This window comes from Alphaproteobacteria bacterium (assembly GCA_040216735.1).
Classification (GTDB): domain Bacteria; phylum Pseudomonadota; class Alphaproteobacteria; order SHVP01; family SHVP01; genus CALJDF01.
In genome coordinates, this window is record JAVJOO010000002.1 from 1162628 (window position 1) to 1177684 (window position 15057).

The 15057-nt window shown below is 65.9% G+C and carries 13 protein-coding genes; 5 read left to right on the top strand and 8 right to left on the bottom strand.

Annotated elements, in window-relative coordinates; genetic code table 11:
- Positions 1–3 precede the first annotated feature (3 nt).
- Positions 4–1806, bottom strand: coding sequence for an ABC transporter ATP-binding protein (locus RID42_06960; GenBank protein MEQ8247406.1), 1803 nt, complete (start codon positions 1804–1806; stop codon positions 4–6).
- A gap of 182 nt (positions 1807–1988) precedes the next feature.
- Here RID42_06960 and RID42_06965 point away from each other — a divergent pair, with 182 nt between their 5' ends.
- Both RID42_06965 and RID42_06970 read left to right on the top strand, forming a co-directional pair.
- The gene (locus tag RID42_06965) at positions 1989–4028 is read left to right on the top strand and encodes a molybdopterin oxidoreductase family protein (protein ID MEQ8247407.1); all 2040 of its coding nucleotides are present in this window, start codon (positions 1989–1991) and stop codon (positions 4026–4028) included.
- A 14-nt stretch (positions 4029–4042) separates the two neighbouring features.
- Positions 4043–4945, top strand: a complete 903-nt coding sequence (locus RID42_06970) for a diacylglycerol kinase family protein (protein MEQ8247408.1) — start codon at positions 4043–4045, stop codon at positions 4943–4945.
- 6 nt (positions 4946–4951) lie between these two features.
- Here the strand turns inward: RID42_06970 and RID42_06975 are convergent, their stop codons facing one another.
- Together RID42_06975 and RID42_06980 are read right to left on the bottom strand one after the other, a co-directional pair.
- Positions 4952–5752 (bottom strand): 3'(2'),5'-bisphosphate nucleotidase CysQ, encoded by an 801-nt coding sequence (locus RID42_06975; GenBank protein MEQ8247409.1) that lies wholly within the window; start codon positions 5750–5752, stop codon positions 4952–4954.
- Positions 5749–7104 carry a TldD/PmbA family protein gene (locus tag RID42_06980; protein MEQ8247410.1) on the bottom strand — a complete coding sequence of 452 codons (1356 nt, stop codon included), beginning with the start codon at positions 7102–7104 and terminating at the stop codon, positions 5749–5751. Before RID42_06980 ends, RID42_06975 begins: the two co-directional genes overlap by 4 nt.
- Positions 7105–7188: 84 nt before the next feature.
- Here RID42_06980 and RID42_06985 point away from each other — a divergent pair, with 84 nt between their 5' ends.
- Entirely contained in the window at positions 7189–7935 is a 747-nt protein-coding gene (locus tag RID42_06985; protein ID MEQ8247411.1) for a sulfite exporter TauE/SafE family protein, read from the top strand.
- A gap of 92 nt (positions 7936–8027) precedes the next feature.
- Positions 8028–8564, top strand: a complete 537-nt coding sequence (locus RID42_06990; protein MEQ8247412.1) for a polymer-forming cytoskeletal protein — start codon at positions 8028–8030, stop codon at positions 8562–8564.
- Between the two features lie 13 nt (positions 8565–8577).
- On the opposite strand, the gene RID42_06995 is transcribed toward RID42_06990, so the two are convergent.
- The 4 genes from RID42_06995 to cysG are packed head-to-tail and all read right to left on the bottom strand — an operon-like array spanning position 8578 to position 12374.
- Positions 8578–9024 carry a DUF934 domain-containing protein gene (locus RID42_06995; protein ID MEQ8247413.1) on the bottom strand — a complete coding sequence of 149 codons (447 nt, stop codon included), beginning with the start codon at positions 9022–9024 and terminating at the stop codon, positions 8578–8580.
- The gene (locus RID42_07000; GenBank protein MEQ8247414.1) at positions 9011–10672 is read right to left on the bottom strand and encodes a nitrite/sulfite reductase; all 1662 of its coding nucleotides are present in this window, start codon (positions 10670–10672) and stop codon (positions 9011–9013) included. The genes RID42_06995 and RID42_07000 overlap by 14 nt, the downstream gene beginning before the upstream one ends.
- Entirely contained in the window at positions 10672–10965 is a 294-nt protein-coding gene (locus tag RID42_07005; protein MEQ8247415.1) for a DUF2849 domain-containing protein, read from the bottom strand. The genes RID42_07000 and RID42_07005 overlap by 1 nt, the downstream gene beginning before the upstream one ends.
- 11 nt (positions 10966–10976) lie before the next feature.
- Positions 10977–12374 (bottom strand): siroheme synthase CysG, encoded by a 1398-nt coding sequence (cysG, locus tag RID42_07010; GenBank protein MEQ8247416.1) that lies wholly within the window; start codon positions 12372–12374, stop codon positions 10977–10979.
- 165 nt (positions 12375–12539) lie between these two features.
- On the opposite strand from cysG, the gene RID42_07015 reads away from it, so the two are divergent.
- Positions 12540–13733: a multidrug effflux MFS transporter gene (locus RID42_07015; protein ID MEQ8247417.1), complete on the top strand. Its 1194-nt coding sequence runs from the start codon at positions 12540–12542 to the stop codon at positions 13731–13733.
- Here the strand turns inward: RID42_07015 and RID42_07020 are convergent.
- Positions 13730–15055 carry an adenylate/guanylate cyclase domain-containing protein gene (locus tag RID42_07020; GenBank protein ID MEQ8247418.1) on the bottom strand — a complete coding sequence of 442 codons (1326 nt, stop codon included), beginning with the start codon at positions 15053–15055 and terminating at the stop codon, positions 13730–13732. The genes RID42_07015 and RID42_07020 overlap by 4 nt on opposite strands.
- Between the last annotated feature and the right edge of the window lie 2 nt (positions 15056–15057).

Here is a 15057-nt window from a genome sequence, read left to right on the forward strand (position 1 = left end):
GGCCTAGGCCTGCACGCGGGCCGGCGCGGCGCCCGCATCGGGTTGGCCCTGCAGCGTGTAGAGCTTGGCGTAGAGCCCACCGCGGGCGAGCAGTTCGGCATGGGTGCCGGCGTCGACGATTTCGCCGCCGTCGAGGACGACGATGCGGTCGGCGTCGATGACGGTCGAGAGTCGGTGGGCGACCACGAGCGTGGTGCGCCCGGTGCTGAGGCGTTTCAGCGCGTCCTGCACCTGGCGTTCGGAATCGCTGTCGAGCGCCGAGGTGGCCTCGTCGAGGAGTAGGATCGGCGCGTCCTTCAATACCGCGCGGGCGATGGCGATGCGCTGGCGCTGACCGCCCGACAGTTTGAGGCCGGATTCGCCGACGACCGAGTCGTAGCCCTGCGGCAGGTCGGTGACGAACTCGTGTGCGGCGGCAGCCTTGGCGGCCGCGACAATTTCGTCGTCGGCGGCGCCGGGGCGACCGTAGGCGATATTGGCGCGGACGGTGTCGTTGAACAGGGTCGATTCCTGACTGACGAAACCGATGGCCGCGCGCAGCGATTCCTGCGTCACGCCTTTGACGTCCTGGCCGTCGATGGTAACGCTGCCGCCCTCGGCGTCGTAGAAGCGCGGGATCAAATTGAGCGCGGTCGATTTGCCGGCCCCCGACGGCCCGACGATCGCGACGGTTTCGCCCGCGGGCACGGAGAAACTGATTCCGCGCAGGGCGGGCGCGCCGTCGCTATAGGCGTGGCTGACATTCTCGAATTGGATCATGCCGCCGGTGATCTCCAAAGGCTTGGCGTCTGCGGCGTTCTGGATGGCGGGTTCGGTGTCGAGCATCGCGAAGATGCGCTGAGCCGCGGCAAGGCCCTCTTGCAGGGCGGTGTTTAGGTTGGCGATTGAGCGCAGCGGCTGGTAGGCGAGGCCGAGCGCGGTGATGAAGGTGAAGAATTCGCCCGCGGTCATCCGGTTCTGCACCTCGCCGAAGCCCGCGGCGTAGAACACCACGGCGGCGGCGGCGAGGCCGCCCAGGATTTCGATCGCCGGTGTGGCCGCGGCCCGCGCCCGGATCACCTTGAACATGGCGGCTAAGCGATGCTCGTTGGATTGGCGGGCGCGTTCGGTTTCGTGCGCCTCCATGCCATAGGCCTTAATGTGGCGGGCGCCGGCGAAGGTCTCACCCAGCAACGCGCTGAATGCGCCGGTGCGTTCCTGGTTTTGCGTCGATGCCTTGCGCATACGCTTGCCGAGGGTGCGGATCGGCAGGATCGCGAGCGGGAAAATCACCGTGGCGATGAAGGCCAGTTGCCAGTCGGTCCAGAACAGCACGCCCACGAGAAACACCAGCGTGAGGGAATCCTTGGCAATGCCGGCCAGGGCCTTGTTGAGCGCTTCGCGCAGCAGGTTGGCGTCGTTGAGGAAGTTCGAGATCAGCCCGCCGGTCGCAGTCGAGTGGAAGAAGGCAATATCGGCGCGGATGATATGGGCGAACAACGCGTTCTGGACATCGGCGATGATGCGCTGGCCGAACACGCCCAGGAGGTACGTTTGGATATAGGTCGCGACGCCCTTGGTCACCGCGATGGCGAGGAAGGCGAGCGGTACAACGATCATCCCGGTCGCGTCGCGGTTGACGAACACGAGGTCGGTCAGCGGCTGCATGATCCGGGCATAGGCCGCCGTCGTGGCGGCAATGACGGCCATCGCGATCATCGCCACCGTCAGTTTGCGCCAATGTTTGCCGATATAGCCGCGGAAGAGCCGAACCACGAGGGCTTTGGTGGTGCCCTTCACCGCGGGGCCAGGGCTGGTCTTGGTCAATGCATGTCCCGTCGTCGTTGCGCCGGACCTTAGCATGGCCGCGGATTCCGGGCCAAACCCCCTATGGTCCTTGGGCGGTGGGGGTTTGTCGGTGTTGTTTCGTGATGGACGGTATCGGAGGCCGTCTTGCCGCGCCCACCTTGCCGCGTTCGCGGGTGCTGATTAACGTGGCGAGCATGGATATGCCCCAGACGGTTCTCACCACCTGTCCCCACGATTGTCCGAGCCAGTGCGCGCTGGAGGTGGAGCGCCTCGATGCGCGGACCATCGGGCGGGTGCGGGGGGCCAAGACCCAGCGCTATACCGACGGGGTCGTGTGCGCCAAGGTAGCGCGCTATGCCGAGCGGGTGCATCACCCGGACCGTCTGACGACACCTCTCCTCAAACAGCCGGGCGGCGGGTTTGCGCCGATCGATTGGGAGGCGGCGCTGGACCTGGTAGCCGAGAAATTCGTGCAAGCGACCCAGGCGCACGGTGCCGAGGCGGTGTGGCCCTATTACTACGCGGGCACCATGGGCAAGGTGCAGCGCGACGGGATCAACCGGTTGCGCCACGTCATGCGCTATTCGGGCATGAAGAAGACGATCTGCACCGGCACGGTGCACCCGGGCTGGAAGGCCGGGGTCGGCGGCATGGTTGGCGGCAGTCCTTACGAAATGGCCGAGGCCGACATGATTGTGCTGTGGGGCACCAACGCAGTGGCCACCCAGGTCAACGTGATGACCCACGTCGCGCGGGCGCGCAAGGAGCGCGGCGCCAAGCTGGTGGTGATCGATCCCTACCGCAACGGCAGCGTCGAGGTCGCCGATCAGCACATTTGTTTGCGCCCCGGTACCGACGGCGCGCTGGCGGCGGCGATGATGCATGTGCTGTTCGCCGAAGGTTATGCCGACCGCGACTACATGGCGCGCTATACCGACGTGCCGGAAAAGCTGGAAGAACATCTCAAGACGCGCACGCCGGCCTGGGCGGCGGGCATCACCGGGTTGAGCGTCGACGAGATCGTTGCCTTCGCGCGCGAATACGGGGCGACCCAGCGGGCGTTTATTCGCGTGGGCTACGGGTTTTCGCGCTCGCGCAACGGGTCGGCCAACGTCCATGCGGTATCGTGTCTGCCGAGCGTGACCGGCAAGTGGCTGGTCCAGGGCGGCGGCGCGTTTTTCAGCAACTCGGATTGCTTTCATCTGGATCAAACTTTGATCGAGGGGCTGGATGCGGTCGATGCCTCGGTGCGGGTGCTCGACATGTCGCGCATCGGCGCCGTGTTGACCGGCGACAAGCTGGACTTGGGCGAGGGACCGCCGGTGACAGCGATGCTGGTGCAAAACACCAACCCGCTCGTGGTCGCGCCGGACCACAACCGGGTGCGCCAAGGTTTCGCCCGCGAGGATCTCTTTGTGTGCGTGCACGAGCAGTTCATGACCGAAACCGCCGAGGCCGCCGACCTGGTGTTGCCGGCGACCACGTTTCTCGAACACGACGATCTCTATTCCGGCGGCGGTCATTCCTATCTTCAACTCGGCCTGCAAGCGATCGAACCGCTGGCCGAGGCGCGCCCCAACCATGCGGTGATTTGCGGCCTGGCGAAGCGGCTGGGTGCGGTCCATCCGGGGTTTGAGATGAGCGCCCGCGACTTGATCGACGCGACGCTGACGGCCTCGGGCTGGCCCACGATCGACGCGTGGGACGACAACTGGCTCGACTGCGTCCCCGATTTCGACACTGCGCATTTCGTCGGCGGTTTTCCCACGCGCGATGGCAAGTTCCATTTCGCGCCGCGCTGGGACGAACTCGGGCCCGCCGCCGCCGTCATGCCGCCGCTGCCCGACCATCAGGCAGTGATCGAGGAAGTCGACGCGGTGCATCCCTTCCGCCTAGTCACCGCACCGGCGCGCAGCTATCTCAACAGTTCGTTCACCGAGACGCCGACCTCGACCAAACGCGAGGGCCGCCCTCGGGTGCTGATCCACCCTAAGGCGGCGCAGGCCGCGGGCGTGGCCGACGGCGCGCTGGTCACGCTCGGCAATACACGCGGGCAGGTGCGGGTCCACGCCAAGGTGTTCGACGGGCTGCAACCCGACGTCGTGGTCGTGGAAGGCATCTGGCCCAACAAAGCGTTCGTGGACGGGATCGGGATCAACGCGTTGACCGGTGCCGATTCGCCGCCGCCCAATGGCGGCGCGGCGTTCCACGATACCGCGATCTGGATCAAGCCCGACTGAGGCCGGGGCCGCAGATGGCGCGGCGCATTCTCATCATTCACAACCCGGCAGCGGGAAAACGGCGCACCGCGTTGTTGGACGGCGTGGTCGCGGCGCTGCGCGCGCGCGGGATTGTGCCGGCGATCATTGCGACCATAGAACCGGGTCATGCGACCGCCCTCGCCCGCGCCGCCGATGCCGATGTAGTCGTCGCGGCGGGCGGCGATGGGACGATCAACGAGGTGGTGCACGGGTTGATGACCCGCGACGGGGTCCGGCCCGCCTTTGCCACCCTGCCGCTGGGCACGATCAATGTTTTGGCCCTGGAACTTGGGTTGCCGCGCGATGCGGCGGGCCTAGCCGGCGTCCTGGCCGAAGGGCCGCTGATCCCGGTGACGGTGGGCCGGGCCAACGACCGACACTTTTTGTTGACCGCCGGCGCGGGCGTCGATGCGGCGGCGGTGAAGTTTCTTTCGCCCGGCCTGAAAAAATTGTTCGGGCAGACCGCCTATTACATTGCGCTCGTGCGGGCGCTGATTGCCGAGGGCAACACGGTGTTCGATGTCGAGATCGAAGGCGAGACGCACCGGGTTTCCTCGGTGATCGTCACCAACGCATCGCGCTATGCCGGGGACAAGGTTGTGGCCCCGGAGGCACGGCTGACCGGGCGCGATCTTCATGTGCTGATCGGCACGCGGCATGGCCGGTGGAACCTGATGCGCTATGGCGCGGCCTACCTGCGCGGAGTGTTGCCCAGTTTGCCGGATGTGCGGATTTTGCCGGTGCAGCGGCTGCGTATCGCCGGACCGGCGGGCAAACCGGTGCAGCTTGACGGCGACAACCGCCTGACGACCCCGGTCGAGATCGAGGTGGCGGAGGCACCGTTGATGATCGCGACCTTGAGGGCGCCCGGCGGCCCGGACGTCAGGTCAGGATGATCGCACCTAGGTCTTGAGGCCCGTGACGAGGATGTCGTGGAGCGTGCGGCAGGCGGCGATGACGTTGTCGTGGTGGACGTGTTCGCGGTTGTAGGTGATCGGGCTCCCGTCGACGCGGGTAACGCAACCGCCGGCTTCCTCGACGATAAGGTGGGCGGCGGCGATATCCCATTCGCTCTTGTTGGTCATGGTGATCGTGGCGTCGTAGCGACCGTCGGCGACGACGGCCATGCGGTAGGCCATCGAGTTGACGAAATGAAACTCGGCGCCGTCCGCGACAGCGGCCCAATCGTGATTGCGAAAGGTGCGTTTGGACGCGAGCATGCGGGCGCGGACCGGATCGGTGCAGGTCGACACCGCGATCGGGGTGCCGTTGAGCCGCGCGCCGCCGCCCTTGATCGCCTCGAAGAGTTCATCGGTGGCGGGGTTGTAGACCGCACCCAACACGGGGTGGCCGTCGACCACGAGTGCCGCCGACACTGCGAACTGGGCGTCGCCGCGTAAAAAGGCGCGGGTACCGTCGATCGGATCGACGATCCACACGTGGCTCTTGGTGCGCCGCTCGGCGTTATCCTCGGTCTCCTCCGAGAGCCAACCGAAATCCGGGCGGGCGCCGGTGAGTTGCTCGCGGAGCAACCGATCGACCGCGAGGTCGGCCTCGCTGACCGGGTTGTCGGGCGATTTGTCCCAAGCTTCGACATCGGTGCGGAAGTAGCGCAGCGCCAAGGCACCGGCCTCGCGCACCGCTTCGAGAAGCAGCAGGTGGTCGGCGCCGAGATCGTCGTGCCGGTTGCGCGCCGTCGTCACGCGCCGGCCACGGTCAGGCCCTCGATACGGATCGTCGGCGCGTTGGTGCCGTAGCGGAATTCGAGGTCGTTGGCCGGGGTGGCGTTGAGGAACATGGTCTTGAGGTTGCCGGCGATGGTTAGTTCGCTGACCGGGTAGGCGAGGGCGCCGTTTTCGATCCAATAACCGGCGGCACCGCGGCTGTAATCGCCGGTGACGCCGTTGACGCCGTAGCCGATCAATTCGGTGACGTAGAAGCCCGAGGCGATATCGGCCATCAGGGCGTCGGGGGTTAGGGCGCCGGGTTCCATATACAGGTTGGTCGTGCCGGGCGAAGGTGGCGAGGATGCGCCGCGGGTGGCGTGACCTGTCGAGGTCATGCCGAGTTGGTGGCCGGTCGCGGTGTCGAGCAACCACGTCGTCAGCACGCCGTCTTCGACGATGTTCATCCGCCGGTTGGCGACTCCCTCGCCGTCGAACGGCCGCGAGGCCATGCCTGCCTTACGGTGCGGATCGTCGACGATGACGATGCCGTCGGCGAAGATCTTTTGGTTGAGCTTGTCGCGTAAGAAACTGGTTCCGCGCGCCACGGCAGCGCCATTGATGGCCCCGGCGACATGGCGCAGCAGGCCGTTGGAGATGCGCGGATCGAAGATCACGGGGACGGCGGCCGACTTTACCTTGCGCGGGTTGAGCCGTTTGACCGCGCGTTCGCCGGCACGCCGACCGACCGCGGCGGGATCGTCGAGGTCGGCGGCGAAACGCACGGCGGAATAGTCGTAGTCGCGCTCCATGCCGGTGCCGGTACCGGCAATCACCGAGGCCGAGACCGAGTGCGAGGTGCCGCTGTAGGCGGCGGCGAATCCGTTCGAAGTGGCCAGCGCCACGGTGCTGCGGCCCCAGCTTGCGTCGGCGCCTTCGGAATTGGTGACGCCGGGGACCGCGCGGGCCGCATCCTCGGCGGCAGCGGTGCGGGCATAGAGATCCTCGGGCGTGGGCTCGACCGTATCGACGAGGTCGAGGTCGGGCCAGGAAGTGGCGATGAGGCCGGCGTCGGCAAGGCCGATATGCGGGTCTTCGGGCGCGATCTTGGCCATGGAGACTGCGCGGGCGACGAGTTCGTCGACGGCTGCCTCGCTGCGGTCGGTCGAGGACACAATGGCCTGGCGGCGGCCCAACATCACACGCAGGCCGAGGTCGACGGCTTCGGAACGCTCGAGGTCTTCGTGTTTGCCCAGGCGTTGCGACACGGCGAGCGAAACGCTTTCGGCGGCAATGGCGTCGGCGGCATCTGCACCGGCCTTGATGGCCCTGTCCACAAGGCCGCTCAGGAACGCAAGGGTTCGCGCCTCTGCATCGCGTGATTGAGTCATGGGCGCTGATTCTCCTGGGTTCGACCGCCCCGGTTATATAAGTCTGGTGGCGCGCGCGCCAACCCACCGACCTGTGAGCCTGGGATGCCTGAGTTCTTCGCCGAGGCCTATACCGTGTCTTTTGTCTATGCCGCAGTGGTTTTTGCGGTGGCCGGGGTGATGCATGGCTATACCGGTGGGTTCGGTTCGGGGTTGTTCGCGGTACCGTTACTGGCCTTGTTGTTCGGTCCGGTTGGCGGAATCGCGGTCGGCAGCTTAACCTCGCTGTTGGGATCGGCGCAGTTGGTGCCGGCGGCGGCCCGGGTGGTGTCTTGGCGGCAGATGGCACCCCTGATGATTGCGCAAATGGCGATGATTCCCTTGGGGGCGGCCCTGCTGGTGTCGTTGGATGCGACGTTGGTGCGCCGGATCATCGGCGTGTTGGTGCTGCTGTCGGGGGTGCTCCTGGCAACCGGCTGGACCTATCACGGTCGGCGCGGACCGGCGATACAGGCGGCGGCCGGCGGCGTCGCCGGATTCATGGGCGGGATCGCCGGGATCACGGGGCCGGTGCTCGTGGCCTATTTTCTGTCGGCGCCGGAACCGCCAGCCCTGCAGCGGGCGCGCATCGTGCTCGCGGTCTTTGCCGGTTTGATCGTGGTGCAAGCCTCGCTCTTGGTCGCGGGCGGCGCGGGCGCCGTGAGCATCGCCCGGGCGCTGGCACTCGCGCCACTGTTCATGGCGGCGACCTGGTTCGGCGCGCGGCTGTTTGCGCGCGCGCCGATTGCTTGGTTCCGCTGGGTGTCGCTGGTGATGTTGTTTGGTTCGGGCGCGGCAGCACTGTTGTTATAGGGCGGCACGCTTTTGCCACATTGGCATCCTATCCACGCCCCATTCCGCAGGCACGCTGTCTCCGACAACCAAGCAACAATGGAGACAGCGTCGTGGACAAATCGCCCCTCGGATTCAAATCCCTGCGCAACCGCACTGCCGCCGAGGCGCCGCCAGCAGAGCCTGTCGCGAGCCGGCAAAGCACCGGCTTGCCCGATAAACCCAAACCCGGCTGGTGGCCGGACGCGCCACCGGCGGCGAGCGCTCCGGGCGAGGACGCCAACCTGCATGTCGGGCGGGGGCTGAGGCTTAAGGGCGAGGTCAGTTCATGCGACCGGTTGACGGTCGAGGGCGATGTCGAAGCGACGATCGCCGCGCGGATTCTTGCAATCTCGGCAAGCGGTCAGGTCAAGGGAAGTGCCGAAGTCGAGAGCGCCGAAATCGACGGGCGCTTCGACGGTCAATTGACCGTGCGGGGATGCTTGAGCGTGCGGCGCTCGGGGCAGGTCACCGGGACGGTCGTCTATGACGCGCTGGAGGTCGAGAAGGGCGGGTGTGTGACGGGCGACTTAAGCCGCACGCCGGGCGAAGGCGCAGGATCGCCGGTTGTCGAACTCGCGGCGCCGGCGCCAGCAACGAAGAACGAATGACCGTGGGGCGGCTTTAGCCGCGGTCGTGGGCGCCTGAGGAGACCGGTTGATAGACGACGCTGATCTCCGCCACGGCAGCGGCAAAATCTTGCACCGCGCCATCGTGGCTTACCTCGAAAGCATCGAAGCCGCAGCGTTTGAGAAACGATAACTGGTCGCGCTGGACATCGCCGGTGGCACGCAGTTCTCCGACGTAGCCGTAGCGCTCGCGCAACAGGCGCGCCACGGAATACGGTCGACCGTCGGTGAACGTGGGAAAATCAAGGGTGATCAATGCAAAGCGGTGGATGTCGCCGCCGAGCGTTTCCACGGCGTCGCCCGGCTTGAGGGCAAGCCCAAGGGGAGCGTTGTGTGCAAGGAAGGCGTCTCGACCGGCGTGCCAGGCTTCGAGGTCGACCAGCGTGCCGATCCCGTGCTGCCAGGGATCGTCGGCGAGAGCGCCGTCCTTAAGCAGCGGCATAGAGGGTCTCCTTGAACGGGGCGGGACCGACGCGGCGGTAGGTCGCGATGAAGTTCTCGCCGGGCGTGCGAATGCGGCGATAGGCCTCGGTGATCTTCTCCACGGCATCGACGATTCCATCAGCCGAAAAGGACTTGCCGACAACCACGCCGAGCGACGCGTCGTGCCCCGGATCGCCGCCGAGGGTGAGCTGGTAATACTCCTGCCCGTTTTTTTCGAGGCCGAGAATGCCGATATTGCCGACATGGTGATGACCGCAGGCGTTGATGCAACCGGAGATCTTGATCCCTAAGGTGCCGAGGTCTTCTTGGACATCGGAGTCGGCGAGACGATGGCTGATCGCCTGCGCGATGGGTATCGATCGCGCCGTGGCCAACGTGCAGTAGTCCATGCCAGGGCACGAGATGATGTCGCCGGCGAGTCCGACGTTGGGTGTCGCGAGGTCGAGGTCGTCGAGTGCGCGCCACACATCGTAGAGAGCGCTTTCTTCGACATGCGGCAGGACCAAGTTTTGGGTATGGGTGACACGGATTTCGTCGAAACTGTAGCGTGCGGCGAGATCGGCCACGGCGTCCATCTGTTCGGCCGTGGCGTCACCGGGGATGCCGCCAGTCGGCTTCAGCGAAATGTCGACAATCGCGTAGCCGGGCTGTTTGTGGGGTTTCGTGTTGACCCTGAGCCAGCGGTCGAAGGCGGGATCGCGCCGCGCCTTGGCTAGCCGCAGGGCGTTCGGTGCATCCAAGTCCAAAAACGGCGGCGGATGAAAGTGGCGGCGGATGCGCGCAACCTTTTCCTCGGGCAACGCCAGCGGTCCGTCCTTGATGGCCTGCCATTCCTTTTCCACCGCGGCGGCAAAGACGTCGGCGCCGAGGTCGTGGACCAAGATCTTGATGCGCGCCTTGTATTTGTTGTCCCGGCGACCGTGCAGGTTGTAGACCCGCAAGATCGCCTCGAGATAACTGAGCAAATCGCGTTCGGGCAGGAACTCGCGCACGGTTTTGGCGATCATCGGGGTGCGCCCTTGGCCGCCCCCCACCATCACTTCGAAGCCACGTTCGTCGCCCTGCTTGAACAGACGGACCCCGATGTCGTGGACTTTGAGAGCCGCTCGATCGGTGGCGCTGGCGGTAACCGCGATCTTGAACTTGCGCGGGAGAAAGGAGAATTCAGGATGCAGCGTCGACCACTGACGGATGATTTCCGCATAGATCCGCGAATCGTCAATCTCGTCGGCGGTGGCGCCGGCATAGTGATCCGCCGTGACGTTGCGGATCACATTGCCGCTGGTCTGGATCGCGTGCATATCGGCGTCGGCGAGGTCTGCCAGCAAGTCTGGTGCCTCTGCGAGCTCGATCCAGTTGAACTGGATGTTTTGTCGCGTGGTGAAGTGGCCGAAACCACGATCGTACCGCCGTGCGATGTCGGCCAGCGCATGCATTTGGTCCGCGGACAGCGTGCCGTAGGGGATGGCGACGCGCAGCATGTAAGCGTGGAGCTGTAAATATAATCCGTTCATCAGGCGTAACGGTCGAAAGGCGTCCTCGCTCAGTTGGCCGGCAAGGCGGCGCCCGACCTGATCGCGAAACTGGGCGACTCGCTCGCGGACCAGGGTGCGATCCGCTTCGTTGTAGCGATAGGTGGCGGCCATTAGAGGGCTAGGGTTGGGGTTGCGGGGCCGATCGTTGGACCGGTGGCGCGGATGCGCTCACGCAGGCGTTGCGGCTGGGGGGCCGCGCTGGCGGCGGTTACGTCGATCAAATAGGGGGCGACGATGCGCCGGTCGATCACCGCGCCTTCGGCGCGCCGCAGAAGCCGTTCGGCGGTCGCACGGTCGCGCGCGACTTCTGCTTCGCTGAGGGCGCCGATCCATTGCCCATCTGGGGCGAGATAGACCACCCGCCCTGTATCGAGGCGATTGGCGGAAACGACTTGGGCGCTCATGACGTTCTCCTTTATACGGCGGCGTGCAGGGCCTCGACCGAGCGGTCGGCCTCTGCGGCGGCCAGGGTGACGGCCCCGACGATGAGAAGCGCGGGGCTGGCGATGGCGTTGCCAGACACGAGCCGGCCAAGCCCGCGCAAGGTGCCGGACACGACGCGTTGTTTGTCGGTCGTGCCGTTTTCAACAATGGACACCGGCGTTGCCGGGTCGCGCCCGGCACCGATTAGGCGCTCGGCGATTACGTCGGCCTGGGCTATGCCCATGTAGACCGCGAGCGTCTGACCGAAGGAAGCCAGCGCGCGCCAGTCGAGATCGGGTTCGCCGTCTTGGGCGTGTCCGGTGACGAAGGTGACGGCGGTGGCATGGTCGCGGTGCGTGAGCGGAATTTGTGCCGCCGCCGCGCAACCGGCTGCCGCGGTGATGCCAGGAACAACCACGACCTCGACCCCGCGGGAGCGCAAATGCGCGACCTCCTCGCCGCCCCGCCCGAAAATGAACGGATCGCCTCCTTTGAGGCGGACCACGCGCTGGCCCGCTTGGGCGCGGCGCGCCAACAGCGCGTTGATCTCGTCCTGGAGCATCGTCGGGTTGCCGGGACGCTTTCCCACAAAAATGCGCTCGGCGTCGCGCCGGGCGAAATCCAGCACCTCGGGGCTGACGAGTCGGTCGTACAGCACCACGTCGGCGCGTTGCATCGCCTGCAGCGCTTTGAGGGTCAGGAGGTCAGGGTCTCCCGGACCCGCGCCGACAATGTGGACGATCCCGCGATGCGGCGCGGCGGGCCGATTGATCCGCGAAATCATGCGCTCGCGGGCGCCGACTTCGTCGCCGCGCAGGACGGCGTCGCCGATCGGGCCGCCGAAGACGTCGTCCCACAGCGCGCGCCGCGCGCTAAAGTCGCCGATGGTCGATTTGACGGCGGCCCGGAAGCTGTCCGCGAACGCCGCGAGCCGGCCGATGCGCCGGGGCAACTCGCGTTCGAGTTTTTGGCGCAGCCCACGTACCAGGACCGGCGCCCCGCCGCCGCTTGAAATGGCGATGGTGATCGGGTCGCGGTCGACGATCGCCGGGGTGATGAACGTCGACAGGGCGGGCCGGTCGACGGCGTTGACCGGGATGTTGGCCGCACGGGCGGCGGCGGCCACGCGGGCATCCTCCAGCGCATCGCCGGTGGCGCTGTAGACGAGCGCGAAACGACTTACATCGGCGATCTGGAAGGGCCGTTCCAACACGTGGGATTCGTCCTCCGGCTGCGGGGCCGGTGTGGGTTCGATCCGGTTGGTGATGCGGGTCACCCGCGCACCGGCGGCGTGCAGCAAGCGCGCCTTGGCGGCGGCCATCGGACCGTCGCCGACGACCAGCGCCGGACGGCCCTGCAACGACAGGAAGATCGGAAAGGATTTCATCATCTCACCGGCGCCTCGGTCCAACGTGCTCCAGGCGCTCAAAACAACAGTTGAAACACAAAGTATGATTTAAATAACAAGAGTCAATGTATTTTATTTTGTATCACACTATTAATAATGTTGTTTAATCCCCTCGCTCCAGACCCGCGAAGCCCCTAGGGTCGCGGCGTGCAGCGTCCCAATTCGTTCGTTTTCATCCTTTTCATCGGCGGGCTGTTGGCCTTTGGGCCGTTGACCCTGGAGATGTATGTCCCGGCCCTGCCGTTGGTGGCCGAGGCGTTCGGTGCCGGGCCCGGCGCAACGCAGTTGACGGTTAGCGTCTATCTCGCGGGCTTTGCCATCGGGCAGTTGGTGTCGGGGCCGCTCGTGGACGTGTTCGGCCGGCGGCCCGCGCTTTTGGCCGGGATGGTGCTGGTCGCGGCGGCCAGTGCCGTGTGTATCGTCGCGCCGTCGATCGAAACTCTCACCGGCGCGCGGTTCGTCCAGGCGCTCGCCGTCTCGGTTGGTCAGGTCGCGGGCCGGGCGGTGATCCGCGATACCCACGATCCGGCGGGCACAGCGCGAATGCTGGCCTTCACGATGGTGGTGATCGGGCTCACCTCGGCGATCACGCCGGTCGCAGGCGGTTTCCTCGCGGTATCGCTGGGCTGGGAGATCATCTTCGCCCTCCATGTCGTTCTGGCGGCGATCTTCTTCGTTTTGATCTGGAGCCGCTTCGCGGAAACGATCCCTGTGCGCGAAACGTTGGTGCGTCAAGTCGCGATCACCCGGACAGGGATCGTGCGCCTCGTCGCCGACCGCGCCTTTCTCTCTTACACGGCCAGCATCTGTTTCATGTTCGGCAGCATGTTCACGTTCATCTCGGCGGGTGCGTTCATGTTCGTCGATGTGCTCGGCATGGCGCCATCCCATTTCGGTTTCGTCTTCACCGCGATTTCCGGCAGCCTCGCGCTGGGATCATTCCTTGCTGGAACCTTGGCGCGTCGGGTCGACCGGCGGCGCATGTTTGTCACGGCGGCGGTGGCCGTTGCCGTGTTCAGCGCCGCGATGGCCGGGATCGGTTTGGCCGGGGCGGCATCGATCGCGGTTTTGATCGTCCTGCTGGGCGCGATCGGCTTCGCGATGGGGTTTGTCGTCGCGCTCGGTATGGCCGGGGCGCTGGCGCCTCACCCGGAAGTGGCGGGGACCGCCTCGGCGTTGATCGGGTTTTCGCAAGGCACCTTTGCGGCGGGGATGAGCGCGGTCGCAGGTTTGTTGTTCGACGGCACGGTGATGTCGGTCCTGTGGCCGATGGCGGTGCTCGCCTTAGGCGTACCGTTGTCGTTTTGGATATTGGAGCGCCGCGGGGCGGGGAACGCCTAGGGCGAGAGATACCAAAAGGCCACCGGCTCCTCGCGGCCGCGCAACTGGCGCGGTTCGCCCTTGGCGAGGCCCTCCGCCAGGGCCGGGTTGCGCAGGCGCCGGTAGAGGGCGTCGCTGATGACGAGGTCTTGGCCGATCTGTCGGGTCAGGCGTTCGAGCCGACTGGCGACGTTCACGGTGTCGCCGATCACGGTGTATTCGAGGCGCTGTTCGCTGCCGATGTCGCCCAGCACGACATCGCCGTAGTGCAACCCGATCCCGAGGCGGACCGGCGGCCCGCTGCGGTGGGCGTTGTAGACTTTGAGGTCGGTCAGGATGGCGCGGGCGCAGGCCAAGGCACGGTCGGCGTCGTCCTCGGCAGTAGTCGGCGTACCGAAGGTCGCCATGACGCCGTCGCCTAAATATTTGTCGAGCGTACCGTGATGGGCGAAGACCTGCCGCGCGGCGATGCCGTGTACCTCACGCAGCAGCGCCAGGACGTCGTCAGGCGAACGGTCTTCGGCGAGGTCGGTAAAGCCAACGATATCGGCGAACATGATTGCGATGTCTTGGCGGCGACCGGTGCGCAACGGTTCATCGTGGCTGGAAAGTTCGGCAACGATGTTGGGCGAAAAGAAACGCGCGAGGTTGCCGCGGGCCCGTTCGGCGGCCGCGCTGGCATAGACCAGCTTGCGCACGCGCCAAACGAAGGCCGCAAGGGCGCCTGCGACGATGACGAACATGAACGCAGCCTGGGACTGGATACCGATATCGACGCGGTGGTAGTTCGCAAGAACCGTGTTGCGTTCCTCGATGCTCATCGCCAAGAGCGCCTGGAAGTCTTCGAAGATGTAGGTCTGGGGGTCCTGCAGGATCCACACGACGCCGACCCACCAGGCCGCCGCCGCGACCAAGCCACTCCAGGCGACGACGGCCGGCGAATAGCTGAACGCCGAGACGGCGATGAAGATGTAGAGATAGACTTGGTTGCCGAACCACAGCTGGGCGCCCTGGGGTACGAAGGGCTCGATGTAGGGGACGGGCACGATGACGATCCACGTCATCAGCAGCACGTCGAAGGCGGCGAAGACATAGGACCATGCCGCGCTGCGATCGCCGGATTTGGCGATGCGGTAATGGAGCCAGCTCGACACCACGAAAAGTAGGCTGATGCCGTAGAAATACGGCAACGTGACGGGCAGGGTGATGAAGGGCAGGAACGCAAACACCGCCAGCACCAAGACGATCCGTACCCGCAGCGACAGCAGCCGCGCGTAAAGTTCTTCGCGGCCATAAGCGGCATCGACGGGGTCGCGCTTGGCCGGCGCAGGCGGGAGGGTCATCG